Origin of the sequence: Roseibium sp. Sym1 (genome assembly GCF_027359675.1) — a bacterium.
GTDB lineage: Bacteria > Pseudomonadota > Alphaproteobacteria > Rhizobiales > Stappiaceae > Roseibium.
Genome location: NZ_CP114790.1, coordinates 29,785 through 55,724, shown reverse-complemented (window position 1 = coordinate 55,724; position 25,940 = coordinate 29,785). Strand labels below are relative to the sequence as shown.

At 54.7% G+C, this 25,940-nt stretch carries 27 protein-coding genes and 3 pseudogenes; 16 read left to right on the top strand and 14 right to left on the bottom strand.

The features are described 5' to 3' along the window. Window positions 1-54 precede the first annotated feature (54 nt). The 4 genes from O6760_RS33195 to phnE are packed head-to-tail and all read left to right on the top strand — an operon-like array spanning window position 55 to window position 4,275. Window positions 55-1,908, top strand: a complete 1,854-nt coding sequence (locus O6760_RS33195) for a cytochrome c peroxidase (RefSeq protein WP_168693782.1) — start codon at window positions 55-57, stop codon at window positions 1,906-1,908. Then, a complete protein-coding gene (locus tag O6760_RS33190; protein ID WP_168693819.1) occupies window positions 1,908-2,765 on the top strand; it encodes a phosphate/phosphite/phosphonate ABC transporter substrate-binding protein in 858 nt (285 codons plus the stop codon). The genes O6760_RS33195 and O6760_RS33190 overlap by 1 nt, the downstream gene beginning before the upstream one ends. Further along, entirely contained in the window at window positions 2,762-3,532 is a 771-nt protein-coding gene (locus tag O6760_RS33185) for a phosphonate ABC transporter ATP-binding protein (RefSeq protein ID WP_168693783.1), read from the top strand. Before O6760_RS33190 ends, O6760_RS33185 begins: the two co-directional genes overlap by 4 nt. An 11-nt stretch (window positions 3,533-3,543) precedes the next feature. Then, window positions 3,544-4,275, top strand: coding sequence for a phosphonate ABC transporter, permease protein PhnE (gene phnE / locus O6760_RS33180; RefSeq protein ID WP_269586489.1), 732 nt, complete (start codon window positions 3,544-3,546; stop codon window positions 4,273-4,275). Window positions 4,276-4,439: 164 nt separating this feature from the next. On the opposite strand, the gene O6760_RS33175 is transcribed toward phnE, so the two are convergent. From O6760_RS33175 to O6760_RS33540, 5 genes and pseudogenes are all read right to left on the bottom strand, one after another. Further along, window positions 4,440-5,057: a transglutaminase-like cysteine peptidase gene (locus O6760_RS33175; RefSeq protein ID WP_168693785.1), complete on the bottom strand. Its 618-nt coding sequence runs from the start codon at window positions 5,055-5,057 to the stop codon at window positions 4,440-4,442. A 751-nt stretch (window positions 5,058-5,808) separates the two neighbouring features. After that, entirely contained in the window at window positions 5,809-6,117 is a 309-nt protein-coding gene (locus tag O6760_RS33170) for a YnfA family protein (RefSeq protein WP_168693820.1), read from the bottom strand. A 74-nt stretch (window positions 6,118-6,191) separates the two neighbouring features. Continuing rightward, complete coding sequence (locus O6760_RS33165; protein ID WP_269586499.1) at window positions 6,192-6,677, bottom strand: transposase; 486 nt, start codon at window positions 6,675-6,677, stop codon at window positions 6,192-6,194. Window positions 6,678-6,778: 101 nt separating this feature from the next. After that, entirely contained in the window at window positions 6,779-6,961 is a 183-nt protein-coding gene (locus tag O6760_RS33160; protein ID WP_228933516.1) for a hypothetical protein, read from the bottom strand. A gap of 82 nt (window positions 6,962-7,043) precedes the next feature. Continuing rightward, window positions 7,044-7,244, bottom strand: a pseudogene (locus O6760_RS33540) (transposase); the annotation flags it as partial. A gap of 524 nt (window positions 7,245-7,768) precedes the next feature. On the opposite strand from O6760_RS33540, the gene O6760_RS33155 reads away from it, so the two are divergent. Then, window positions 7,769-8,749, top strand: a complete 981-nt coding sequence (locus O6760_RS33155) for a L,D-transpeptidase family protein (protein ID WP_209171781.1) — start codon at window positions 7,769-7,771, stop codon at window positions 8,747-8,749. 39 nt (window positions 8,750-8,788) lie between these two features. On the opposite strand, the gene O6760_RS33150 is transcribed toward O6760_RS33155, so the two are convergent. Both O6760_RS33150 and O6760_RS33145 read right to left on the bottom strand, forming a co-directional pair. Further along, window positions 8,789-9,541: a heparan-alpha-glucosaminide N-acetyltransferase gene (locus O6760_RS33150; protein ID WP_168693788.1), complete on the bottom strand. Its 753-nt coding sequence runs from the start codon at window positions 9,539-9,541 to the stop codon at window positions 8,789-8,791. 350 nt (window positions 9,542-9,891) lie between these two features. Then, window positions 9,892-12,075 carry a heavy metal translocating P-type ATPase gene (locus tag O6760_RS33145; RefSeq protein WP_168693789.1) on the bottom strand — a complete coding sequence of 728 codons (2,184 nt, stop codon included), beginning with the start codon at window positions 12,073-12,075 and terminating at the stop codon, window positions 9,892-9,894. A 606-nt stretch (window positions 12,076-12,681) separates the two neighbouring features. On the opposite strand from O6760_RS33145, the gene O6760_RS33140 reads away from it, so the two are divergent. Both O6760_RS33140 and O6760_RS33135 read left to right on the top strand, forming a co-directional pair. Then, window positions 12,682-13,242, top strand: a complete 561-nt coding sequence (locus O6760_RS33140; RefSeq protein ID WP_197923324.1) for a L,D-transpeptidase — start codon at window positions 12,682-12,684, stop codon at window positions 13,240-13,242. Window positions 13,243-13,476: 234 nt separating this feature from the next. After that, entirely contained in the window at window positions 13,477-14,145 is a 669-nt protein-coding gene (locus tag O6760_RS33135) for a L,D-transpeptidase (protein ID WP_209171670.1), read from the top strand. A 177-nt stretch (window positions 14,146-14,322) separates the two neighbouring features. Here the strand turns inward: O6760_RS33135 and O6760_RS33130 are convergent, their stop codons facing one another. The 3 genes from O6760_RS33130 to O6760_RS33120 form a co-directional block, all read right to left on the bottom strand. After that, window positions 14,323-15,264, bottom strand: a complete 942-nt coding sequence (locus O6760_RS33130) for a cation diffusion facilitator family transporter (protein WP_168693790.1) — start codon at window positions 15,262-15,264, stop codon at window positions 14,323-14,325. After that, on the bottom strand, window positions 15,254-16,015 hold the full coding sequence (locus tag O6760_RS33125) for a transglutaminase-like domain-containing protein (protein ID WP_168693791.1): 762 nt from the start codon (window positions 16,013-16,015) through the stop codon (window positions 15,254-15,256). Before O6760_RS33125 ends, O6760_RS33130 begins: the two co-directional genes overlap by 11 nt. A 333-nt stretch (window positions 16,016-16,348) precedes the next feature. After that, complete coding sequence (locus O6760_RS33120; protein ID WP_168693792.1) at window positions 16,349-16,777, bottom strand: MerR family transcriptional regulator; 429 nt, start codon at window positions 16,775-16,777, stop codon at window positions 16,349-16,351. A 242-nt stretch (window positions 16,778-17,019) separates the two neighbouring features. Here O6760_RS33120 and O6760_RS33115 point away from each other — a divergent pair, with 242 nt between their 5' ends. The 9 genes and pseudogenes from O6760_RS33115 to O6760_RS33075 all read left to right on the top strand — a co-directional run. Then, window positions 17,020-17,259, top strand: a complete 240-nt coding sequence (locus O6760_RS33115; RefSeq protein ID WP_168693793.1) for a hypothetical protein — start codon at window positions 17,020-17,022, stop codon at window positions 17,257-17,259. Window positions 17,260-17,263: 4 nt separating this feature from the next. Next, window positions 17,264-17,686, top strand: a complete 423-nt coding sequence (locus O6760_RS33110) for a disulfide bond formation protein B (protein WP_168693794.1) — start codon at window positions 17,264-17,266, stop codon at window positions 17,684-17,686. Beyond that, a complete protein-coding gene (locus O6760_RS33105) occupies window positions 17,683-18,342 on the top strand; it encodes a DsbA family protein (protein ID WP_168693795.1) in 660 nt (219 codons plus the stop codon). Before O6760_RS33110 ends, O6760_RS33105 begins: the two co-directional genes overlap by 4 nt. 27 nt (window positions 18,343-18,369) lie before the next feature. Beyond that, the gene (locus O6760_RS33100) at window positions 18,370-18,834 is read left to right on the top strand and encodes a copper chaperone PCu(A)C (protein WP_168693796.1); all 465 of its coding nucleotides are present in this window, start codon (window positions 18,370-18,372) and stop codon (window positions 18,832-18,834) included. After that, window positions 18,834-19,460 carry an SCO family protein gene (locus O6760_RS33095; RefSeq protein ID WP_168693797.1) on the top strand — a complete coding sequence of 209 codons (627 nt, stop codon included), beginning with the start codon at window positions 18,834-18,836 and terminating at the stop codon, window positions 19,458-19,460. Before O6760_RS33100 ends, O6760_RS33095 begins: the two co-directional genes overlap by 1 nt. Window positions 19,461-19,643: 183 nt before the next feature. Then, window positions 19,644-20,099, top strand: a complete 456-nt coding sequence (locus O6760_RS33090; protein WP_168693798.1) for a DUF411 domain-containing protein — start codon at window positions 19,644-19,646, stop codon at window positions 20,097-20,099. A gap of 22 nt (window positions 20,100-20,121) precedes the next feature. Beyond that, window positions 20,122-20,595 (top strand): signal peptidase II, encoded by a 474-nt coding sequence (gene lspA / locus O6760_RS33085; protein WP_168693799.1) that lies wholly within the window; start codon window positions 20,122-20,124, stop codon window positions 20,593-20,595. A gap of 283 nt (window positions 20,596-20,878) precedes the next feature. Beyond that, a pseudogene (locus O6760_RS33080) lies at window positions 20,879-22,191 on the top strand (ISNCY family transposase). Continuing rightward, window positions 22,133-22,474, top strand: a pseudogene (locus tag O6760_RS33075) (transposase); the annotation flags it as partial. The pseudogenes O6760_RS33080 and O6760_RS33075, both read left to right, overlap by 59 nt. A gap of 111 nt (window positions 22,475-22,585) precedes the next feature. On the opposite strand, the gene trbI reads toward O6760_RS33075, so the two are convergent. From trbI to trbF, 4 genes are read right to left on the bottom strand one after another with little or no spacing between them, the layout of a single operon-like run. Further along, window positions 22,586-23,926, bottom strand: coding sequence for an IncP-type conjugal transfer protein TrbI (gene trbI / locus O6760_RS33070; protein ID WP_209171673.1), 1,341 nt, complete (start codon window positions 23,924-23,926; stop codon window positions 22,586-22,588). Between the two features lie 12 nt (window positions 23,927-23,938). Beyond that, a complete protein-coding gene (gene trbH, locus O6760_RS33065; RefSeq protein WP_209171674.1) occupies window positions 23,939-24,406 on the bottom strand; it encodes a conjugal transfer protein TrbH in 468 nt (155 codons plus the stop codon). A 2-nt stretch (window positions 24,407-24,408) separates the two neighbouring features. Further along, complete coding sequence (gene trbG, locus O6760_RS33060; protein WP_209171675.1) at window positions 24,409-25,242, bottom strand: P-type conjugative transfer protein TrbG; 834 nt, start codon at window positions 25,240-25,242, stop codon at window positions 24,409-24,411. Between the two features lie 29 nt (window positions 25,243-25,271). Next, window positions 25,272-25,934, bottom strand: coding sequence for a conjugal transfer protein TrbF (trbF, locus tag O6760_RS33055; protein WP_209171676.1), 663 nt, complete (start codon window positions 25,932-25,934; stop codon window positions 25,272-25,274). Window positions 25,935-25,940: the final 6 nt, after the last annotated feature.

The window sequence follows — 25,940 nt, the reverse complement described above, 5'->3', positions numbered from 1 at the left end:
TGCGTTAGAATGTCCTAAGAAAATTAGCCAGAGCTAAATTTAATAGGCGTTGCTATGAAATATCTCCTTGCCAGCGCGGTGATCTGCCTTGTTCCGGGCACCGCGCAAGCCACCGCAATCAAAGAAGCCCCTTGGGCTCCACGTGCAGCCGCCTATCGGCACACCTTGTTTCTGGGTAACCTTTCCCCAGTCCCCTGGGAGAAAATCGAAGCCAGCTGGAACCGTGCCGTTCCAGGCAGCTCACTGCCGGATGCCGCGGTTTCCCGCGCAAGTGACGAGGAAGCCGCTGCTCTTAACAGGGCACTTCAGGTGCAGGACCGTCAGGCGCTGTTTGAAGCAGCAACGGTCATCGTTGCGCAAGGGATACTGCGTCACCTGGAAAATGCGGATGCCAGGCTCGGAACCCCAGAAGCAGCCACTGAGTTGGCCAAGGCCGAAACGCTTTACCGCGCCTTTGAAGATGCTATTCGCGCCGCCGATGAGCCCGCCGCCCGCCAGCTTGGCAGGGCATGGCTCGTCCTGAATTCGTCCCTTGGTAGTGGCGGTGTTCTGGGCCAAGGCGGACAGGAGAGCAACAAGGCAGAATTCGAAAACGCCCGCAAAGATATTTCCGATTATATCAGCACCAACTACCTGCCGGCAGAATTTGCAACTCGTGACAAGCTGGCTCCTGTTCCTGAAACGGTTTTCCTTTCCGGATGGGAAGTGAAACTGCCTGCAACATTGCCTCCGGGGTCAAACATTGCCGATCAAAGCGAACTACCGCGCCTTATTCTTCAATTCGAGGAAGCCGGGGAAGACGAGGCCAACCTGCCGCTTGTCGCTTATGGCGACATGCTGTTTGACAGTCCTGAGATCTTCGGCGGCCCTGCGCAGGAACTTGGGATTGCCTGTTCCACCTGCCATAATAGATCTGACATCAACAGGGAGTTCTTCATTCCGGGGCTCAGCAATCGCCCCGGGGGAATGGATGTCGATGGTGCTTTCTTCAATCCGATGTTCAATGACAGGAAGGACGATCACCTCGATACGCCGTCGATGCGCGGTATACGGTTCACCGCGCCTTATGGCCGTGACGGAAGGGAACCCAGTCTGCGCCGCTTCATCCGCAACGTGATTGTTACCGAATTCGCCGGCAAGGAGCCCACCCCGTTTCAGCTTGATGCGCTAGTCGCCTATGTCCGTGAGTTCGACTGGCTGCCGAATCCGCAAATCGACCGGGCAGGCCGGTTGACCGACAAAGCCTCCGAAGCGGCAGTGCAGGGTGAAGCCATCTTCAACACTGTTTTTCCCGGACTAAACGGCAAGTCCTGCGCGTCCTGCCACACGCCAGATCAGAATTTCACGGATGGACAGACACATGATATCGGCAGCTCAGAGCCGCCTTTCCCCGGAGGCACAGCCACAGCCTTCGAAACGCCAACGCTGCGCAACATCAACTTCACCGCCCCCTATATGCATGACGGTTCGCTGCCGACGCTGGCCAGCGTTGTCGATTGGTTCAACGACACCAGAAATCTTGGGTTGGACGAAGAGCAACGAATGGACCTGACGGCGTATCTGGAAGCCATCGGCGATGGCGAAGAGCCCTATCAGCGCTTTGAAGGCCGTGACAGTGTCTTCCGCCTGTCCTGGGAAGAGCTGACTACTTTCGCGTCAACCCTGGACACACTTCTGCCCGCCCGCGATGCTCAGAATATCGCGTTGCTCATCGATACGGTTGCGCCGGATCTTGCAGCCGACGCCAGCGTGATGACCAACCAGGAGGCAAAACCCGAAATCTATGAACTCAGCGCGATACTGAGGGCCGTGGGCAATGCCAGCGCTGAAGGAGACTGGGGCGAGGCGGAACAGCAATGGAAAAAATTCAAGACCATGCAGGCTGCAATTGACGAGAGGATGTTTTGATGCTGAACCGCCGTACGTTCTTGGCCGCGGCGTCCGCCAGCCTCGCCCTGCCGGCTCTCGCCGCCGAGGCGGGGCTGACCTTGGCCTTCATACCGCAGGAGAACCCGGAAAAGCTTCTGGGAGATATCAAAGTCATCACCGGCTGGCTGTCGGAGCAAATGGGTGTCCCCGTCACCGGTTTCGTCACTTTTGACCATGCAGCCGCAGTCGAGGCGCTTCGTAACGGTGATGCTGACATTTCCTTCATGGGCGCCCTACCATTTGTTCTCGCGGAAGATCAGCTCGGAGCCGTACCGCTTTTGTCGGAAGTCTACCGGGGTCAGCCCAGCTACTCCGGACGGGTCTTCGTCCGCAAGGACAGCGGCATTGAAACCCTCGCCGATCTCAAAGGCCGTGACATTGCCTTCGCCGACCCTGTATCGGAATCCGGATATATTTATCCGCTGGATCTGTTTGTCCGCGAGGGCCTAATTTCCGGCGCGGCGGATGCCGACAGTTTCTTCGGCAGGAAATTCTTTGCCGGTGGATACCAGCAGGCGATGCAGGCTATGGCAAACGGATTGGTCGATGCCGCCGGAGCAAGCCAATATGCAGACCTCTTTTTAACGCCGGACCAACAAGCAGAAGTCAAAGTTTTGGCCGAGTCGGAACAGATCCCGAGCCATGCGGTGATCGCCCGCCCGGGCCTAGAGGGCGGGTTGCGGGCAAGATTCACTAAAGTGATGCTTAGCCTGAACAATCCGGAGAACCGTTATCTGCTGGCTTACCTCTATGGACCGGATGGTTACATTGCCGCCGACCCGGAGGTCTACGAGGGTGTTCGTGAAACCGCTCGGCGCTATGGTTTCCTGAAATGAGTGTCGCCGCAGTTATCTCTAATGTCACGCATCAGTTCGATGAGCATCCAGCCCTGTCGAACGTTTCCCTGACCCTAAACGCGGGAGAAAGCGTTGCGTTTCTGGGGCCGTCAGGGGCGGGAAAGTCTACTCTGCTGGCACTTCTTGACGGGCGGTTGCGGAACTGGTGCGGTACGGCAGAAGTTCTGGAGACACCTTACTCCGCGACAGCACTTCCCCCGAGAAATGCAAGATCGGACGTCGGCTTCATTTTCCAGGAATTCGCGCTGGTTGACCGGTTGAGCGTTTACCAGAACGTGATGAACGGGAGGCTTGGCCGGATGCGGACCTGGCAATCGCTCTGGAGCCGCTTCGGTGAACGCGATCACCTTGTCGTCTCCGGTGTTCTGGAAGATACCGGATTGATCGATCTGGCCGCGCGCCGCGCGGACAAACTCTCCGGCGGACAACGGCAACGCACCGCCATCGCCCGGTGTCTGGCCCAGGAGCCGAAACTGATCCTGGCGGACGAACCTGTCAGTAATCTCGATCCGGCTAATGCCGAGAAGATTCTCGGCCTGATTACAGGTGCTGCCCGCAAACGAGGCATTACCGTCGTTTTCAGCTCGCATCAGCCGGAGTTGTCGCAGCGATTTGCAGACCGCGTCATTGGCCTGCGTGACGGCAAGCTCCTCTTCGACTATCCTTCGGCTCAGGTGAGTGCAGCCGACATTTCCGAGCTATATCACGGGACAGCACCGGGCTCCGAACTGCGTGTGGTGAGCTAATGTCACGAGCCGTGACCTGGTTGGTTCTGGCCGCCGCGCTTTTATGGTCTCTTGGAAGCGCAGAAATGGGATTGGAAAAGCTCCCCGGTGCAATGGCGCGACTGAGCGAATTCCTCGGCCGTATGCTGCCGCCAAACATGTCCATATGGCCGGAAGTTCTTCAAGGCTTGGCAGAGACCCTGCGCATTGCTATTCTGGGAACCTTCTTCGCCGTCCTGTTTTCCGTCGTTCTTGGCATTTTGGCAGCGGAAACGCTGGTTACACCGGCAATCTGGAGACCCGTCCGGTCGCTGCTTGCGATTGTGCGCGCAATTCCACTGATCCTGGTTGCCATGCTGATGGTCGGTGCAGTCGGCCTCGGTCCGTTGCCCGGTATCCTGGCAGTGACATTTCATGCAACAGGCATGCTGGCGAAATTTTATGCCGAGGCGATTGATACCGTCTCGCCCGAACCGGTGAAGGCACTGGAAAGCGCGGGCGCCAACAGATTGCAGCAACTGCGCTGGGGGATCTGGCCGCAAATGGCGCCGGTGGTTCTGCGCGATACCGTCTTCCGGTTCGAACTGAATTTGCGCGAGAGCCTGATCCTCGGCATCGTCGGCGCGGGCGGCATCGGTCTTTATGTTCAGACCTACGTCCGCTCGTTTCAGTACGACAAGGCAGCGACAGTGACGCTGGCGATCATAGTTCTTGTACTGCTATCAGAAGCCGTGAACTCCGCTTTGCAAAAACGCTTCTCCTGAATGGAGGTGCAGCTTTTCGAACTGATCATGATGTCCAAAGAAGCTGCGCCCGTAAAAACGCAGCTAATTCCGATGCCTAATCAGCGGGCTCATTCCTCACTTTTCTGCGCATCAACTAAGACGGCAGTCCCAAAGGAAGGCTCCAGGACGTCTAGAATAAACCCTTACTTCCTTGGTACGCTGGCAACAGTGGTCACGCGGGCGTCGTCAATCCCGGTCCAAAGCGCGGCGGAATACGGAGATTGACGTTTAATGTATCGGTACGGCGTCGAATACCAAGGCAGAACTGTTTCTGCTTGGTTGTCCAATATCATGTCCCCGTAGTTTGTGCGGACTGTCAGCACAGCATGACCACTATTCTGGAGGTCCTTTGCGACGGTGATTAGCAGAGTGCTGCGCGGCCATCCCGCATTTAGAAGCTCTCGTTGCTTTTCAAGGACGTATTCCTCACAATCTCCATATCCGTCGTCTGGGTAGGTCCAGTACTCTGGTTTGCCATAGAGATCGTCATCGGTCATTGGCCGAACACGACGATTTACCTCCGTGTTAATCGCAAGCAATTCCAGCCATCTTTCTTCCGTCAATTTTACGACGACCGGCTCATAGCGCTCATTTGAACAAGCACCAATGTTGTCTTGGCAAAACTGTACGTATCCGATGGGTGCTTTGACGTCTTGGTTCATGTCCATAAAGCGCCCGGTATCGGCCGACGCAGGCGCGGAAAAAGTTACCAACAACGCCAAAAAGGCTGTTGGCAAAAGTATATCGTGTAGTCTTTTCATCCCAAAGCCCTCCCTTAAGGCTGGCTTTACGATGTCATATTGAAATTTATTTGAAGAAAAACTTCTGAATAAACATAAATTTAAATAAAGAGCAGTTTATACTAAATTTTGAATTTCTTTTTACTAAAAATCTAATTGGACTTGTCTAAAATTTTATCTTTCTCCTGCAACAAACGGATATGCTTGCGATTCTTCCGTTGATGATCCTTGAATTGAATTGCAGGACGATTTGGCGTGCACCCTCACAATCGAAAACATAAAGAGAAACCGAGGAGGCAATTCAGGTGAATATTTCGGATAGTTTTTTGAGGACAGAGCAACCTATTGATTGGATCACTGCAACCAACCGATGTTCCACCGCATACGTCTAACAACTACAGACTGCCTGATGCTGCTCGTGACAATTTGACTAGTTTGAGAAGGGCCTAACGACCGAAAAAGACAGCCCTTGCAGAAAACCTTTCATTGCCGACCTAGAAAAACAATCCAACACAGTTCCAACGCCGAATGCAAAATACCGATACGTTGGCTGGGTATTGCCGATGGACGCACTTGAAGAGTGGGTTAGTTTAACGCTCCTATCCACCAAACAAAGGCAGTTCCTTTTCACATTTGACAAAGTGTCGTTCTGGTTTGCTTTCCCATGGTCGGTTCATAAGACGGCATAGCCGAAAGAAATCAGATTCGTCTCAGTTTGACATCATCGACGCCAAGCTGTCGGATCAATCACCCGCTCAGACGCTGCGTGGTCCTAAAACGATATTGCGGCGCCGATAACGCAGACGGTGGCGCCGATGATGTCCCAACGATCCGGAAAGGTGCCTTCAATGGCCCACATCCAGATCAACGACGAAAAAATGTATATGCCGCCGTAAGCCGCATACGCTCGCCCGGCAAAATCGGCATCTATCCTGGTTAATGCCCATGCGAATAATGCGAGGCTGATAATTCCCGGCCCAAGCCAAAGCGGAGACTTGTCGAGACGCAGCCATGCCCAGAAAGCAAAACAGCCGCCGATCTCGGCGAACGCGGCAATGAGGTAGGTCGGTAATGTCCACATGCAAAATACTCCTTTCTCCAGAATTGCCGCTATCCATGGCAGCGTCGAGAGGCATTGTGAATTTTGCAGTGGACTTAAGCTGACGGTGCCCCGGAGTATCCCGGCGCTATCGGCATCGGCCATTCCAGCCCGCCGATGCCCGATCTCCTGACTTGCCGCCTGACGGCCCTTACCAAGAGTTCCTCGAGCTGATCGATGAACGGGCGGTGATAGATCTGTACCCGCACGGTGCCGTCCCTCTGATTGATTGTCTCGATCGTCCGGCACTGGTTCTTCCGGAACACGATCTCATCGATATACCTGTGAAGATGGCGCTTGCTGAGCTGGCGATAGACACCCAACTGCGTCCGCTTCAACAGGGCCGCGATGCCTTCGACCGTGTTAGAGTGAACGTTTCCGCGAACGTACCGCTTCTTGCTGTGAGGGACCGTTTCGTGCGCCTTGAAGTCCTTGGCCGCCTTGCCGATCGCCTTGTCGTCGTCGAACATGATGTGGGCGTCCGGTGAGATGAAACGCCCCATGAAGCGGCCGATCTGCTCACTGTTGGCTGACGACGACAGGAACGCCGCCTTGCCGCGTCCCCCAACGCTCCGCGGATACGGCTACGTCCGGCCGCGTCGTCGCTTTTCCGCGCGGGCGATAGACGTGTTTGTATCGCGGATCAAGGTTCGCCCATGTAGGTCGTGTCGACCTCGACGATCCCGTCGAGCAGACTGTCGCGGCCGTCCCGGTCGTCCATCATCTCCCGGATCGCGTGCGCCATCTTCCAGGCCGTCGGCTGTCTCACGCCGATCTGCTTCGCCAGCATGACGGATGAGATGCCCTTCGAGGATATGAGCGTCACGTAGCGCCTTTAGCCAGGTCCGCAGCGGCAGCTTCGTGGCATGCATAGGCGTCTTCGTCGTAACGGTGAACTGCCCCCGGCAATGCCGACACTCGAACAGACCGTCACGGGACGAACGTCCCTTGTTCCGGAAACGCCAGACATCAAGCGAGCCGCAATGCGGACAGTGCGCGCCGTCCGGCCAGACGAGCCGCTCGAACAGCGTCCGCACCGATGCCTCGGTCGGATACGTCTTTTCCAGCCATTCCAGGCTGTCCTCGCGCGGTTCTCTCTTCGCAACCATTGCCGTCCCGAGAAAACGGGAAACATGTGCGAGAACAGGGGAGGGAAAGCAACCGAAAGACCTAAACAATCTAAGTTATTGGTTAACTTGGGTTATGTGCCCATTCGCCTTTGTTTGGTGGATAGGTGCGTATGCCTTTGGTGTTGCGATAGTAGAGTCCGTAGAAAGTAATTGGGGCTGGCTTAGCGTTGTCGCGCTAGGGGTATTCGCACCTTTGGTTTGGCTTGTGTATCGCAATATTTTGAAGGTGCGCAAAAGGGATTAAGAACTCCCTAGTGTCAAAAACAAAAAATAACCACTTTTCCAGACAATCAAATGTACGGTCGATGTGCTCGTATTTGTAACAGCTCTGTTCTGTCCGTGTTGCGAGAGAACCAGAAGACCTCAACGATTCCTATTGCGAGGAAACCGAACAATGAACGTTGCCCTCCTGAGATGCGAGTATTCTAGCGAAATGTCAGGTAGTTATGCGTCCGGAGATATTTGAACCGGCACAATTCACCCGTAGGATCCTGAGTGTGAGCATGACAATTTTCATGCTTCTGCTCGCGGGATGTGTAGGTTCGTCAATTGAAATGGAATCGCGCGGAGAAATTGCAATTCCACATGAGGTCAAGGCGTTGATGCGCAACAAAGGGGTCGAGGGATCAGATCCCGTCTTCATCCGAATTTTCAAACAGGAAAGTGAGCTTGAGGTTTGGAAAAAAAGGCGCGCCGGTGATTATGTTCTTCTAAAAACATACGAGATGTGTCGTTGGTCCGGCGATCTGGGTCCCAAACGAGCCGAGGGTGATCGCCAGGCACCTGAAGGCATATATGAAGTCACGCTGGGGAGGCTTAATCCCAACTCCAAGTATTTCCTTTCATTTGATTTGGGGTATCCGAACAAACTTGAACGCGCGAAGGGTTACTCTGGAACTGCGCTCATGGTCCACGGAGCCTGCTCGTCTTCCGGGTGCTTCGCAATCACAGACGAGCAAATCACCGAAGTGTATGCTCTAGTTCGGGACGCATTGCGCGCCGGGCAACCTTCCGTGCAGGTGCAATCACTCCCTTTTCGTATGACACCTGAAAATCTTGCGAGGCACTACGACAATCCAAACCTCAGTTTCTGGCTGGATCTCAAAGAAGCTTCCACCACGTTCGAAGTCCTGCGGCGTCCGCCAGAATTCCGGTTTTGTGAAGGAAGATATCGTTTTGGCGCAGCAAAAAACCCAGGAGCTGACTACGGCCCCCTTGGACAGTGCCCGCAGTTGGAACCACCACCGCAAAAAGTTTCAGAAAAGATCGCTGCTGACCTAAGCTCAGTTGAACAACTTCGGGAAGGGGGCGGCAATATCGTAAGTTCTTACGCCGACGGTGGAATGCACTCTAGGTTTCGAAATGTTCTTTTGGAAAAGGGAGCTGAATTCCTCGCGAGGAAAACATCGAGTAGCGCCGTACCGGTTAGCAGACCAAAGGCAGCACTGTCCGACCCATACAGACCTTTGCTGTCGCAGCAATGACTTTTTGGTGTTGTGAAGGACGTAATCGGAGCCTCGGCCTTAGCGAAGCATTCGCGCAACGGGCAGAATGATAACGAGGAGCAATGGCTGGTGAACCAAGTATATCAATAAACTGTTTCGCCCCATCCAAGACAGGATCCTGGTCAGTTTGGTATTGTGCAGATCAGGAAATGAGCGTGAATCGCCGTTTTTGTTATAAATAATCTTGGCTAGAAAAATGCCGATCAAGGTCAATCCGGCCCATGGCAGAATTGGAACGAAATCGTTGCTGGGTGGGGGGGAACTAGACACGCCAATCCATGCGAGCCACCGGGTGTTGAACAGTTCCAATTTTACGAACTGCGGCAGGATGAGTAAGCCGGTTCCCGAGATTAGTGAGAGCAGGGCGGGCAAATTTAGAAATAAAACACCAAAAAGAGAAGAAACCGCAATCGCGTGCAAGATGCCGAAAAAAATGTAAGTCTGCGGAAACGCGATCCACGTGACCAATGAAATCGAAATCGCAGCTGCACCGATCATCGTCACACGTCTTACAAATCTGCTAAACTTGAGCCCTTTTTTGTGCGCAAGGACAAGGCTCACGCCGACCAGAAACATGAAGGTTCCGGCGAGCAAGCGGCCGAATGCAAGCCATACAGGATGGAACGCGAATCCGTCGATTAATCCCGAAAACTCCAGATCCCAAACAATATGAAAAAGCACAACGCCAAAAATAGCGATACCTCGCACGGTATCGATCAGCAAAACTCGCTGATTTGATAGACTTTCGTAATCATTGTCTGGACTAATCATTTCGCTCGTAGTTAAACCTTTTTCGGCCTCATAAAACGTGCGTAGTTAATCATTTTTCCTAACCGGCAAGACCTGCAATCCCAGTTTGGTGGACCGACTCAGAATCCCAAGTCAACGAGTGGTGCTGAAAAACCCCGATCAATTTTGGCTACGATTGCTTAACTATTCTGGGTCGTCAAAGTCCACCAAGCACCTGACGATGGCCAAAGATACAGTTATGTCGCAAAGTTTTCTTCGGCGATTTTGATTGGTCTGATATCCTGCATGGCGCCTATTTAGTCTAGACAATATCGGTTAGAGCTGATTCAGTCGTCCAAAATGCAGCGCATCCAGCTCCAGCTCGCTCGAGTTCAGGTTTCCCCTTTCCATGCCAGAAGCCGCATAGCATTTGCGGTGACGAGTACTGTTGCGCCTGTGTCGGCAAGGATTGCTGGCCAAAGACCGGTTACACCTGCGACGGTCGTCACCAAAAACAACGCTTTCAGGCCCAGAGCCATCCCCACGTTCAGTTTAATGTTCCTCATCACCGCATGAGACAGGCTTATCATCTGGGCAACGTCCATCACCCGCCCATGCAATATGGCTGCGTCGGCAGTTTCAAGTGCCACATCCGTGCCGCCTCCCATGGCGATACCGATATCCGCGGCGGCCAGAGCCGGCGCGTCGTTGATGCCGTCTCCCACCTTGGCAACTTTTAGGCCGTCCGCGCGTAGTTCATCGACGATCCGTTGCTTGTCCTGCGGTAGAAGGTCCGCGCGCGGCTCGATGCCGAGCGCGTCTGCAATTGCCGTGGCCGTTCGGGTGTTATCACCCGTCAGCATCAGCGTGCGAATTCCCCGCGCCTTTAAGGAAGCGAGACCGTCTATCGCATCTGTCCTTGGTTCGTCACGCATGGCGAAAAGAGCGGAAACCTTGTTGTCTACAAGCAGCACTGAAACAGTTTTGCCCTCGGCATTGAACGCATCGGCAACCGCAATCTGATTGTCAGTCATGCTGACCCGGTCGCGAGCAGCGGTCGCGGATCCAAGAAAAACCGACACACCGCCGACTCGACCTTCGACGCCCTTTCCGGGAACCGCGCGTGCTTGGGTTGCAGGCGGAATGGGTGCCTTCTCGGAGTCAGCCTTTTGCAGAATTGCGAGAGCAAGCGGATGGTTCGATCCTTGCTCCAACGCGGCTGCAAGGCTCAGCGACTGCTGATCGCTGCTCCCAAACGACCTGATGTCAGTAACCACAGGCCGGCCTTCTGTGAGGGTTCCGGTTTTGTCGAAAGCCACCGCCGTTATCGCTGAAAAACCCTCAAGCACGGCGCCGCCTTTCATCAGCAGGCCGCGCCGGGCCCCGCTCGCCAGACCGGCGGCAACCGCCGCAGGGGTGGAAATGACCAGGGCGCAAGGGCAGCCAATCAGGAGAATGGCGAGCCCCTTGTAGATCCAGTCGCTCCAGTCGGCGCCGGCCAAGACCGGCGGCACCGACGCAATCAACGCTCCCAGGACAAGAACTCCTGGCGTGTAGTAGCGCGAGAAACGCTCAATGAACCGCTCGGTCGGCGCCTTGCTTTCCTGCGCCTGCTCGACCAGCCGGACCACCCGGGCGATCGTATTGTCCTCGGCGGTGGCGGCGACCCTGACGCGCAACACTCCGTCAATGCTGATCGTGCCAGCAAAAACCATGTCACCCTCCGCCTTCCGCCCGGGCACACTCTCGCCGGTAACCGGCGCCTCGTTTATCTCGGACGAACCCTCAAGGATTTTCCCGTCTGCGGGAATTCGATCGCCTGGCCTCACAACGATGACGTCGCCAACCGAAAGACTATCTGCGGGCACTTCCGAGATCGCATTGCCCTGTTCGAGTTGGGCAGTCTTCGGCACCAAATCGGCGAGGTCAGCGATACTCGCGCGCGCACGCCCGGCGGCAACGCCCTCCAGCATCTCACCGACCAGAAACAACAAGACGACAACGGCAGCTTCCTCGGTGGCCCCAATCAGCACCGCTCCAACCGCCGCTACAGTCATCAGCGTTTCGATTGAAAACGGGCTGCCCAAGGTCGCGGCCACATACGCACGGCGCGCCACCGGGACGAGGCCGACTAGCATGGCCAGCAGGAAAACCCAGGGCCCCGCTGCCGGTATGAGTCGCCCGATAGAAAAAGCGGCGACAAGGAGAATGCCGCAGGCCATCGTCAGCAAGGCCTTGCGCGTCCGCCACCATGGCCGCTCTGTGTTGTGGCTCGCATGGTTCCGCGAAACGGCTTCTACCGTCGGCGCCTCGGGGTCTACGTCCCTTAAGGCCGGGGATTCGTCAAACGGCGTGATGCCGTAGCCGAGGCGTCTCACTCGTTGCATGACCTGATTGTCGGAAACCGTGCCGTCATGGCTGATCACCAAACTTGCTCCAGGCACGGACACGGCCACCTCCCCGATGCCGGGCAAGCGGCGTAAAGCGGTGTCGATCTTTGACGCACACGAGGCACAATCCATGCCCTCGACTCGGAAACGGGTTATCAGATTTGAACTGTCGGGGGTAATAGTCATTTTCGACCTCTTGCATTTTCGCTCTACAAGATAGTCTCTCTAGTAGCTAGAGCTTCAAGAGGTGTAGACGGACTTTTCTCAATCAGTCAGCTTTGTCGTAGTGCAAGCGTCAAAGTGCCAGCATTTCAACCTTCATTTTCCGTTTTCGCAATTATGGATTTCTTGAGAATTTTTCTGTACACACCTCGGATGCGTAAATGGGTGTTAACCTTCCTAATCGTGATATACGCGGCGCTTCATTCCGTTGCCGTAATTGGTGCTGCCCAGGCTGCCGGGGAGCTAGTGCTTCCAGACCAAAAAGCAATTCAAACCGCCTCGATCGTGTCCGAAACACTAACGTCGCATAACATCAGGTGCTGCAATCACACGAGCAAGCAAGCAAAGTCCCAAAAACCCGCCAAGTGTGGAGCCGATTGCGTGTCAATTGCGGGTCCGTTGGAGGCGAGATTTCTGAAGTTGGAATTGGCATTGGGAGATACTGAGTTGCTTGGCCCTTTTTCCAGAGATCCAAAGCCTGAAAACAGGCCTCCAAGAAGTTACTGACACAAGGCAGCTACTTCGCTGCAAAGCTTCCTGCAATCGTCAGTATCACTCTGGAGAAAAGAGATGATTTCCCGTCGTAATTTACTTATTGGCTCCATCGGAGCAGTTGGAGCCGTTGTCGTACCTGCTTATGCACATGACAAAAAACCGTTCAAGATTGACCCCAAATTCGAACCGCAATCCGTACGATACTTTTCCTATCCTTCTGGGACGATAGTTGTCGATACGAAAAATCATTTCCTCTACCTCGTTCAGAGTTTCGGCAGGGCGAGACGCTATGGAATTGGTGTCGGCAAAGCGGGGTTGTCGCTGAAAGGAGAGGCAATTATTAGACGTAAAGCGGAGTGGCCTAGCTGGCGTCCAACCGCAAACATGATAAGCCGTGATCCCGGTAAATATCGGAGATACGCAAATGGGGTCCCTGGTGGGCCGAACAATCCCCTTGGATCAAGGGCGCTTTATCTTTATCGAAACGGTCGGGACACCATGTACCGGATCCATGGAACCACCGAACCTTCCTCGATCGGGCGATCCGTCTCTAACGGCTGCGTTCGGATGATCAATGCTCATGTTGAAGATCTCTATGAACGCGTTCCTTTAGGCACAAGAGTGGTCGTTTTGTGAGCACCCAATAGCGGCAAACTCCGGTCAGGCACGCGGCTGCATCCGGCGCGTGCCTTCACAAATGAGGGCTGCATTGGCCCAAGAAGACAGAAACCCAAGTGCGAGCTTTGGACGATCATGTGTCGAGCGTTTCATCTGACCGTTTTGATCGGCTTTTACGTATGGATAGAAAAGCCTTATTCGGTTGATCTGAAATGTCTTGGCTATTTCCCAAAAAGGACAAGTAGTATCTGAATGACTTACCTCTCAAGAAGATCCTTTCTTTCAGGATCGGCATGCTTTGCTAGCGTCGTTGTTAGCGGATGTGCCTCTGACAGGGCACAAATAAAACCAGTGCCTTATTCTGATGACCCAGCCTACATATCGATGTATGGCGCTATGCCAACCGAGCGGTTTCCGCTACCGGCAATTAACTTGAAAAAAGTTCCAAAGCGTTTCTACCGCCAGCAAGTTGATTACAACACTCCTGAAAAAGTGGGCACACTTGTTGTCGATACGCAAAACTTTTATCTCTACCTGGTTCAGGAAAACAAAAAGGCAATGCGATATGGAGTGGGGCTAGGTCGGGCCGGATTCGAATGGTCAGGACGGGCTCGGATTGCGCGCAAAACTGAGTGGCCCAAATGGACGCCGCCGGACGAAATGATCGAGCGGGAACCGGAACTCGAGAAATGGAGTTGGCAGAATGGTGGCATGCCTCCCGGGTTGGAAAATCCTCTAGGTGCACGCGCGCTTTATATTTTTCAGGGAAACCGCGACACGCTCTATCGCCTACATGGAACTGCGGAATACTGGACAATTGGCACGGCGGTTTCCAGTGGATGCGTCAGATTGATGAACCAAGACATTATCGATCTTTATGGACGCGTACCGGTTGGCTCACCGATTGTAGTTTTGTCGTGAAATGACAACCGACAAGCAATCCAGGATACCGGGGGCAATTTATGACAAATTGTCAGATTGTCCCTGATTACTTTGGGATCCGTTGTTCAGCCGCATGGCCTTAACACCTCACTAAGCCGCGGTTGCTAAACATCGCGGCGACCCGATTTAATTGCACGATGCGTTCACTGCGGAATGTCACGTTTCTTTAAAAGATTGATCATGCCCAAACAACGGAACATCCACTTCGCACACGCCCTCGCGCTCAAACTCCAGAGTGGTATGAACGATGCCGAAGGAATCTGATAGTTTTTCTTTCAGCTCCAACTTGATTGCCTCCAATTGGTTCCACTCAACTTCTTCGACGACTACATGAGCGTCCAGAGCTGGAGCGTTCTCTTCCATCTGCCATAGGTGTACATGATGTACCTCGCGAACCCCAGATGTTGCGCGCAGTAGATCTACGACATCATGTCCTGCGATGTCCAGGGGACTACCCAACATCAACGTTCTGACCGGTCCGCCAATCTCCGCCACTGCCAGATAGAGGATGTAGCCCGCAATACCGATGGTAACAGCGGGGTCGACCCATCGCATATCGAATAGGATGATCAAGGTCCCGCCGACGATTACCGCGACGGACGCCAGAGCATCCGATAAGTTGTGCAAGAACAGGGCACGAATGTTCTGACTTCCCTTTTGCATCGACCAGGTCAGTGCTGCTGTCAAAGCATCTACGCCGAGAGCAAACCCTGCGATAATCACGACCGTCCAGCCCTGGACGTCTGGTGGTTCAATCAGGCGCATTCCTCCTTCATAAATTAGGTAAAGGCCGACGATAATAAGGGTCGTATAATTGATGAGCGCAGCTACTGTTTCTATGCGTCCGTAGCCGAATGTCATACGCTCATCCGCAGGGCGTCGCGCAATCTTGCGGGCAGCGAAGGCAATAATCAGCGCGGCCATGTCTGAAAAATTGTGCAAGGCGTCTGCAATCAGTGCAAGGCTTCCGGCAAGGAGGCCGCCCACTATTTGTGCGATCGTCAGAAGGCCATTTGCCCAAATTGCCACGCCGACTCTGCGGTCGCCGCTTTGAGGATCGAGGTGCACGTGACTATGCCCGTGGTGGTCATGCGGCATCTGCGATACCTCCGTGATCATGGATTGCAGATCTACTGGGCTTTAATCGTCCTGATCGAATGGCACGGACGCGAGTGTTCATCCAGTGACGTATGATGAACCGGTAAAGCAAGCCTCTCACTCGTCCGAATTTTTGCATGTGCTCTGAATAGAATTGATCCGGCGTTTCAAACACACCAAAGTCCTGCTCGATGCCCGTCTCTTGAATGTAGGTGTCATGCCCCTCCCAGCGAACCGGTGGCGCGTCAAGGCAATCGGTGCCCGCACCGAAGCCACACAGGCTCTTGGTTCCGGAAAAGTTTTGCTGGAGAACGCTCAAGAATTTGTCATCTAGAATGAAGCCTTCGAGATTAATCCATTTCCCGTCGAACTCGACCTCGACCCAGGAGTGAAGGATTTCTTGCGGTGCGATCGGAAAGATCAAATCCGGGACGACACCACGTTGCAGCTCCTTGTGAATCATGAACCCTCGCAGGCGGCAAGTGATACCAACACCGCGCAATAGCGCCATTAGGAGCGTTCCCTTGGTGTTGCACTGGCCGTATCCATCTCGAAGTACTTCAGACGCGGGAATGTTGTCCGCCCGATTGTAGCCGAAGGCGATTTCGTTTCGAACAAAGTCGTAGATCGCGCCTATGCGATCGTACTGAGGCAAACGACGCCAGCTCCGATCTTCAGTCAGACGGACAATGGATGGTGCCCTGTAATCGAGTAACTGCGAGGCGGCAAGAAGGGGGGCAGCATCGGGCATATGATTGTTCCTCGTATCGACTGAGGATGAATGTAATTTCTATAGTCACTATAGGTTCAAGAGGTGATCACAAAAAAATCTAGGCTCTAAGCGACGACTGTTGCTCCCTGTCGACGGACAAAATTCCGACGACGCCCATCACTCTGGCTGTTCCACCGTCTCAGCCAGCTAGGAATCCGCGCGTTGTGATGTCTTCGGAATACAGTTTGCGAACTCACCGCCCCGATATCGGTCTCGACCGACGAAAGCCGTTAGGGTGAGACATTGGACTATCATCAGAGCCAAGTAATCAAAAGGCGGGCAAGTTCGGTGAAATGACCGTCAAAGTAATACCTACGCTCCGATCTCGTCGTGATCAGTTAGGCACTCGGAGTGGTCTCGAAGCACCTCAAGTACCCGGCAGTCAGCTGTGCGGCCACCGCTGCATTCATAGACCATTCGCTTCAATTCTGTGTGAAGTGCCTGTAAACGCGCTATGCGCTGCTCCACCTGCTTAAGCTGCCGACGTGCAATGGCATCTGCCATGTCGCAGGGCCGGTTGGGATGATCGCAGAGGTCCAGGAGCTCCCGGATTGCTTCCAATGAAAAACCAAGCTGCCGCGAATGGCGAATAAATGAAAGTTTGTCGAGTTGCTCATTACTATAGCGTCTCTGTCCCCCTTCAGTACGGTCCGGTTCTGGTAGAAGCCCGATCTGTTCGTAATAGCGAATAGTCTGCACTTTCGTGCCTGTTTTCTTTGCAAGACCGCCGATCGAGAGCATGGGTTAGTTATCCAAATACCAAAGTGTACGGGCCAAAAAGGACTTTCAGCAGCGCCGAACCTAAGCCAATTGCATCCGCGCGACAATCAAGCACGTCCCCAAAAGAGAGCTTGAACCTCTAGTGGCTTTAGGAATTATACGAGTACCGAAAAAGGTAAAATCAGTAGTCAGGTTCGCTTGCCGCATTCGAACTGTTTGACCTCCAAACGTGTCCAAACTCTGAGGTTTTCAGGGCGTGCCGGATGCTGGAGGTCGTGTTTTTTGGCAACCAAAGTCTTGCTGCTCCATCGGAAGCCCACGCAATGATAGACATTCTTGCACCGGTGTTAACCAAGGTACAAACGATCAACACCTCGATCGGTTCTGACCGGAACGCGCCTTTGAAACCGGCAATTGATTTACCGCCATTTGTCAGGGATAGCATTTGGTTCAACGACATGCCCGGCGAAGAGGTCTCCACCAATCTAGAAGAGGGGATCTGACTTTATGGCCCGCTTTTCCGGAGAGATGGCCCTAGTCCTTGCCTGGATCGTTTCACTCGTCGCCACACTCGCAGTATTGTTCATCGGCGAAGTGTTGGGCCAGACGCCTTGCGTGCTCTGTTGGTTTCAGCGTGCCTTTATGTTTCCGCTGGTTGTTGTCCTTGGTTTTGGTCTTTGGTGGCATGACCGCCGAGTTGGACGCTACGGTTTAGTGTTGGCAGTTGGAGGCGGAGCCGTCGCACTCTGGCACCTAGGCCTTTATACAGGCCTAATTCCTGAGCCCATTCAACCATGCTCTGCAACCGGTCCTTCCTGCACTGACTCCGACCAATTGTTCCTCGGCGTTCCCATCCCGTTGATGGCGCTCGTTGCGTTCGCTCTCATCGGCCTGTTGTCCGCCCTGTCACTCAAGGAGACACATAAATGAAACGCCGCGCCTTGATCTTGTCTGTGCTCGCACTTGGCAGTGCCAGCTTCGTCGGTGCCGCCTGGTATGTGAAACGCCAAGCGCCTTTGGAGAGTGCCCAATCTCTCGTCTCAGAGGGCAACGAGGTCCTTGTTCGGCCCTACTCACCAGTCCTTGGGCCAGAAAACGCACCGGTCACAATTGTCGAGTTCTTCGACCCCGCCTGTGAGGCCTGTCGCGCGTTTCATCCAATTGTGAAAGACCTCTTGGCGCAGCATGAACCCGCGGTTCGTGTCGTGATGCGTTACACGCCATTTCACGGTGCGGCATCAGAAGAAGCAATCCGAATCCTCGAAGCCGCACGAATGCAAGGTGTCTTCGAGCCTGTGCTGGAGGCTGTTTTGCGCGAACAGCCCAGGTGGGCTTCGCACGGCTCCCCACAGCCAGGTTTGATACTCGGAATTGCCGTGGCCGCAGGTCTTGATGCAGAGGCCGCGCGTACACAAATGCTTGCACCCGACGTCGTTGGGATCCTCAACCAAGACCGTGCGGACGTCGAAGCTGTTGGGGTGCGGCAGACACCAACATTCTTCGTAAACGGAAAGCCGTTGGATCCATTCGGCGATGTTGAGCTGCGGCGCCTGGTTTCGGCGGAAGTTGCTGCGGTTCAAAACTGAACAGCGATCTACAAAGGAAGAACGGCAATGAGAATGGTACTGTCCCAAACGCTGGCCGCACTCGTAATAATCATAGGGTTCTCTGCCGCCTCCGTGGCAGGCTCAGACAAAGTGCTAATTGAGGATGCATGGTCTCGCGCATCCATCGGTACCAGTCGTCCCGGTGTGGCCTACATGAAAATCCGTAATACCGGCGACCTTGCAGTAACGCTGAGAAGCATTGGTACGGATATTGCGCTGAAACCTGAAATTCACCGGACATCAACGACTAACCAAGGTGTGAGCTCCATGACGCCTGTCGGCGAAATCGAAATTGCTCCGGGAAAAGCAGTGATTCTGGAACCAGGAGGACTTCATGCGATGCTGATGGGGCTGCAACGGAAAATGACCGAGGGTGAAAGTTTCCTTATGACCCTGGCTTTTTCCGATGGTGGTGAAGTAACAGTCGAGATTCCAATCCTTGGCATCGCCGCACGTGGACCCGAGAGCTGATGCGGCAACGGCGTTTGCTTGAGTATGGCGTGCTTGGCGTCGCGGCAATCAGCTTTATTCTTTTCGTCGGCTGGTGGCGTGTCGATGGTCCGGGTGCACCGGAACCTTCCGATCGGCGTCCCCTTGATTTTCCTGCGATGGAGTTTCGGCTCACTGACCACGCAGGAAACGCGGTGGGCCCTGAAGTCCTAACCGGCCGCGCGACGATGGTGTTTTTCGGTTTCACTTTCTGTCCCGACGTTTGCCCCACCACGCTCTCGGACATATCGAGTTGGCTTGAGATGATGGGCGAGGACTCGGACCAACTTAATGTGATTTTCATTACAGTTGACCCCGAACGCGATACCGTCGACGCAATGGCTGAGTATGTGGGTTACTTTGACGCGAACATCCGGGGTTGGACCGGAACGAATGAGCAAATCGCGGTAGCGGCAGATATGTTCCGGGTCACCTATGAAAAGGTACCGACAGACGGTGAAGACTACACCATGAACCATACCGCGAGCGTCTTCTTGTTCAAAGCAGACGGTCAGTTTTCTGGGGCTATCGACTACCACGAGACCCGAGAAACCGCAGTGCCCAAAATTCGCCGCGCAATGACTGAAAAAGAGGAAGTGCCTCAATGAGCAAGAGGTATCTGATGAATGTCGGTGTGGCTTCAACGGTCCACTCGCCAAACTGATCCATACTCAAGGAGCGTCTTAACGGATGCTCCCCGGGCTGCAAGCGAACAGTGCCGGCATCCCCAAACCGCATCACCGCTTCTTGGCTATAAGTGCATTCGATCCATAACGAAAAGGCTCTGCTCCATGAAAAAATGTCTCACTGCTCTCATGTTCACTCTTGCATTGTCGTCATCTACGCAGGCTTTCGCTGACCAAAGTCTAGTCGAGGTCCGCAAGACCAACGGTTGCGGCTGTTGCCTGGCTTGGATGGAGCATCTTGAGGAAAATGGTTTCAATACGACCGGCGAGGACATGTTTGCCGGACCGTTGACGCGGTTCAAGATCGACAATGGCGTGCCCCAGCGAATGGCCTCTTGCCACACGGCACTTGTTGACGGCTATGTAATCGAGGGTCATGTGCCAGCGACCGATATTGGCCGTCTGCTATCAGAACGTACAGACGCGATTGGTCTCGCCGTGCCCGAGATGCCGCTCGGCTCACCGGGCATGGACCAGAGTGACGTGCGAGAAGCCTATGATGTGTTCCTCATTCAGCGGGACGGTTCGACGGAAATCTTCGCGAGTTATGCCAGCAATTGAGTGCACCTAAAGGATAGCAAAGATGAGACCAATTCTGCTGGTCGGGTTGGCAGGCGTTGCAATTGCGTTCTTTGTGGATCAGGTATCGAAGTCGATTATCGTCGCAAACAAAGCTAGTTTGACACCCAGTGTCTCCGTCTTTCCTGGTTTCAATCTTACTTACTTGCAGAACAGCGGCGTGTCATTTGGACTGCTGGGTGAAGCGCCCTGGTTTGTTCTTGTCGGGCTGGCGATTGCCGTTTGCGTCTGGTTGTCGGTGCTTTTGATCCGTGCAGAAAGCAGGTTCGAGGCCCTGGCTTATGGAATGATCATTGGTGGTGCTCTCGGAAATGTCACGGATCGGCTGCGATATCGCGCAGTGACTGACTTCCTTGACTTCTACTTACGCGCAGCACATTGGCCGTCCTTCAATATGGCCGATGTTTTCGTGGTCGGTGGCGTGGGATTGTTACTTCTTTCTCCGTGGTTGGCCGCTCGACATGCTGGTTCCAGCTGAGACAGTGTAGCGTTCTTTCAATAGAATTTACGCGACCCGCATACATAAAATCAGCAGGCATGAGGTCCCGAATAAGATGCGCATTTGATCTGGTCGAGGTTGTTGCGGCTGCAAAGCTCTCAAAAAAGAGCATTCGCATTTCTATCGGGCTACGCATGTCGCACGCCTATTTAGCTTTGACATCATTTGTAAGCGCCAAGTTAGAATTTCACGGTCGGTCTATTCAGGATGTCACACTTCCCGCTTTGTTGAGCGTTGGGAGTTTGGGCATGGATGGGTTTTGATGAGTGAGCGAGATTTGAATCGGGTCGAGATCCTGGCGCAGGTTGATGACGGCCATATCAACGTCACGACTGCGGCCAATCTAATGAACATGTCCAGGCGGCACGTTTATCGTCTGTTGGCCCGGTTCCGCTCCGAAGGTCCTGGCGGGATCCGTCATCGTGCCAGAGGCCGCCGCCCAAACATCGCCATCCATCCCGTCAAGCGTGAGTATGCGATGACATTGGTGCGCGAGCGCGACGAAGACTTTGGCCCGACGCTGGCGGCCGAGATGCTTTTGGAACATCACGGTTTCAAGGTCGGCCGGGAGACGCTGCGCCAGTGGATGATCGAGCATGGTCTGTGGCTGTCCCGCAAGCAGCGCCGGCGGTTCCATCAGCCACGGCTGCGCCGGGAATGCTTTGGCGAGCTGGTGCAGATCGACGGCAGCGAGCACCGCTGGTTCGAGGAGCGTGGCGACCCGTGCACGTTGCTGGTGTTCATCGACGATGCCACCAGCACCTTGATGGAACTGCGGTTTGTCCGCTCGGAAAGCGCCTTCAGCTATTTCGAGGCACTGGAATCCTATCTGACCCATCACGGCCGACCTGTTGCATTCTACTCCGACAAGCATTCCGTTTTCCGGGTCAACAAGGCAGATTCCAAAGGCGGCCAGGGCATGACCCAGTTCGGCCGGGCCTTGTCGGAGCTCAACATTGAGATTCTGTGTGCAAACTCAAGCCAGGCCAAGGGCCGTGTCGAGCGCGCCAACCGTACCCTTCAGGACAGGCTCGTGAAGGCCCTGAGACTGGCTGACATCGGAACGATCGAAGACGCCAACCGATCCTGCCAACATACATCGAACGCTACAACGCGCAGTTTTCCAAGGTTCCTGCCCGGCCTGACAATCTTCATCGGGGGCTCAAGGTGGAGCCGGACCGTCTTCAGGACATCCTGTGCTGGAAGGAGAAGCGGTATGTGACAGCACAGCTGGCTGTTTCCTACGAGCGCAAGCGGCTGATCCTGGAAGAGAACGAGGTGACAACAGCCCTGCCCGGCAAATATGTCGAGACACGTCAGTTTGCCGACGGCCGTCTTGATGTTCTCTGGAACGGGGTTTGCCTGCCGTTCAAGGTGTTCGACACGGGCCAGCGGGTTTCGCATGCGGCAATTACCGAGAATAAGCGTCTCGGTGATGTCCTATCCTGGATGAAGGAACAACAGGAAGCCAACCTGCGACCGCCGAAGGTCAAGTCGTCGAGCGAGAAAGGCGGATACCCGCAAGGTTCTGTCCTGGCGCATCTCCAACACGCTGGAGGCGGACTTTTGCGTTGAAGCGTTGAACGAAGCAATCCACCGGTTCGGCACCCAGATCTCGATGGACGGTAAGGGCCGTTGCCTCGACAACATCTTCATCAAGCGCTTGTGACGGTCCTTGAAGTATGAATGTGTCAATCTGCACGCTTGGGAGACAGGATCGCAGGCCAAAGCCGGCGTGGCAAAATGGATCTCCTTTTACTATCACCAGCGGCCTCACGCCGCCCATGGCGCACAGCCGCCCGCCGTGGTCTACTTCACTCAAACCGAAACCGACCAGCAGGGACAGAGAGTAGCTTAATCTATCCCGGAAACTGTCCAAGGGTTGGGACGTACCTCACTTATGGCCGAGCCCAACCAGTCCCGGAAACTTTTGGCCATCGAACGGTCGCCTTCTCACATTCCAGAATTTTCAGCCATATTTTCCCGGAAAGATGATGTCCTGATCGACCAAGATGTTGAAATTATGCCCCGGCCGGATTTGTAGTGTCGGCTGGACATCCAGGTTCTTGTTTATGGTCCGTTCGACTACCCGGCCGAACACTTCCGCGAAGTTCCGGCGGGCGGCATCGGACGCCGTATCCTGAGTGGCAAGCGTAGAGCTTTCCGGAACTGCCATATCGATCCCGGTCCCTATTACTGCTAGAAGTGCCGCAGATCCGAATGTCCGAAAATAGTGATTATTCACCTTGTCTTTGAAGCCACCATAGCCTTCGCCATCGACGCCCCCCATGGAGCCGATCTGCAAGGTGGCGCCGTTCGGGAAAACAATATCCGTCCAGACGACCAGAACCCGGTTTTGACCAAACGACACATCGGAGTCGTACCGGCCGAACAGCTTGGTTCCTTGAGGGATCAGAAGCATATGGCCTGTTGCGCTGTCATAGACGTTCTGTCTGACCTGGCCAGTGATCCGGCCGGGAAGATCTGAATTGATACCGGTGATCAGCGTTGCCGGAATCACGGATCCACGCTTCAATTCATAGGGCGACTGCTGAGGAACCACGCGGTTCGCTAGATATCCAGCTTCGGAAATGTCCTGGTTGAAAAAGGCTTGTTTGCCGTATTGCCCGTTGGGATCGGCATTGGCAGTCCCGCCTTGAGCCGCCTGCAGGGCAGCTGACAGGAGATCAGGAGACGTTGGACCTCGCGTAAAGGTGCCGTTACCCGTTTGATTGCCCTGGGTGGTTTGAACCCCCTCCCCCTGGCCTTGCAGGTCGCTCAGATTCACGGTGGTGGGGCTGTCATGGGCGGCATCGATTGATTGAAGCCGCTTCATCCGTTGCCGATGCATCTCCTGCAGTTGTTGTTCCTCAAACCGCTGGTCCAGTTGAGCACGCCAATCCGGTTCGGATTGCTGAGGGGGAATGGTCTCGTCGGGGTTGCCTGGTTCCGGTTGAAACGGGTTCCCGAATGGCCTCTGAACTTGAACTGTCTCGGGGACCGCGGCTCTGACCGGGTCTGGTTGAACCGCTGCAATAAGCTGACTGGGAGGATCAATGACGCCGTTGCTGATGCCGGCTTTGAGCTGATCCGCAAAGCCACTCGCCGGCGCGCCGCCTTCGTCTCCGGCGACATTGTCGCCTGAGTTGATGCCACGGTTGGCAAGGCCGATGATGATCACGACGCCGAACACGACGACAAGCCCGACGAACAAGAAAATGGGAAGTTTGTTCAGGCGCCGGATCTTGGGGGCGTCATCGGGCCGGATATCGCCACCCGCCAGATGCACGTTCGAATCCGAATTGTTCATGAGTGCACGCCTCTAGACAGTTCTGGTCAAAACGGAAACCGGGCTCGTCGGTGATGCTCCGCTTGGCGTTGCCTGATAGGTCCGTGCCAATTCGACAGTTGGCGTGGTGAGACGAGCGAAGATCTGCCCTGCATCGGAATCGATCGTGTAGGCCAGGGGAATGATGTTATCGCCTGATGGCTGTTGATCCGCTTCGGCGACCGCGTACCCCCATCCGCGCAAGGAATTTTCCAAGGCCAGGGCGAACTCTGAATTGTCAGCCTTGAGGGCAATGGTTCCCGTTCCTGCCCCGACATGCTCGGAGAGTTTCGCAACCATATCGCCGGCGACGATGCTCGCAGCGGAAGGAGACAGATTGGCGGCATCAATGCTTGTTGTTGGGTTGAACCAACCACTTTCCGACGTCATACAGCCAGCCATCGGCGTTGCCAGAACAGAAATGCCAATGGCCTTTAGAATTGAGCGGCGCGTGTGCGACATGGTCACCCTCCTCTGTTGATACGAATTTTTTGCTGGCTGTAGCCAACACCAGAAACGAGCACCGCCTGGTCGATCATGTAGTCCACGATCATGAGGCTGCCCTTCAGGCGATAATTGACGATCTGGTTCTGTCCGCCGGCGGTGACATAAAGAACCGGGGCATCACCGGACGCCATTCCACTCGGAAATTGGATGTAGGTCTTGAGACCGTCCGAATAGACGCGCGTCGGCCGCCAGCGGGCTTGACCATGAACATGGAATTTGAAGTCCAGGTTTTCGGCCGGGACGCCTGCACCCGGAATGGTGTTGGCTTCGAGCTGTCGATTAGCCGCCTCGAACTTGGCCTGGATATCTTCCGGGTAATCGAAGCCTACCCGGGCCATGTAACGGTGACTGTCGCTTTGAAGTTTGATCTGATAGGTGCGCCTCGACGTCGTCACCACCATCGATGTGACAAGTCCGGGTTCTGTCGGCTTGATGATCAGGTGAACCGAGTTTCCGGTCGGGCCTCCAGATGTTGCAGGATCCACCTTCCAGCGAACCGTATCCCCGACCATGACGTTGCGAACAGCTTCCCCGGGCTGCAATTCGATGTCGCAGACCTGCAGGGGAGCACAGACAACGGTCGGCTGAACCTGACCATAGAGATAGATCACCTTGCCGTCCGGACCTTTGGTGATGACGCCGCGACCATTGCGCCAGTCGCTCGACAGACCAAGGGCCCGCAGTTCCTTAGCTGTGTAGTCTGCAGCCAAGGCTTGAACAGGTAAGGCGGTGATGGCTGTCGCAGCCGCGAGCATACTCATGCCGGCGCGCAGCCAGTTTTTCTGAAACATATTTCTTACTCTTTGAGTGTGCGAATTGCTTACAGCTGGGCGGTCCAGTCGAAGTCCTTGAGATAAAGACCGATCGGGTTGAGCCGGATGATCGCTTCGTCCTGCGGAGGCGAGAGCGTGACATTTGCTACCCCGCGCCAGCGCTTCGTTTGAAGCTCCTTGCCCTTCCGGTCCCGTTCGATTTCTGTCCAGTCGATCTGATAGGATTGATTGGAGAGCGGCACGATGCTCGTCACCTCGACGGAGACAGTGCGGGATTGCGCCCGGTCGAAAGGAGAGTTCGTCCGGTAGAAATTGTTGACCTTCTGGGTGGCCACATCTGTCTGCCGCAGCATCGCATAGACCCGGTCGATGTAGCCCTTCGCAACGACCGTATCTGGCGTGACAGAGCGGAAAGTCGCAATCCAGGCTCCGAGCATGGAGCGGACGACACGCTCATCGGCATATTCGATCTGAGCCGGGAAGCCGCCGATCGCAGGCGTGCCGAGTTTGTCCACCTCGACGATATACGGGACCAGTTTGACCTGAGTGCTCTGGTAGAGCGCAAAGCCGAAGCCGATTGTCGCCATCGCCAAGGAAATAAGACCGACACCCTGCCATACGCGGGCGGTACGGATGTACGATCCGTATCGCTCGTTCCATTCCATCCGCGCGGCAAGATAGGGATTATCAATTGAAGTATGTTTTGCCATCTATTT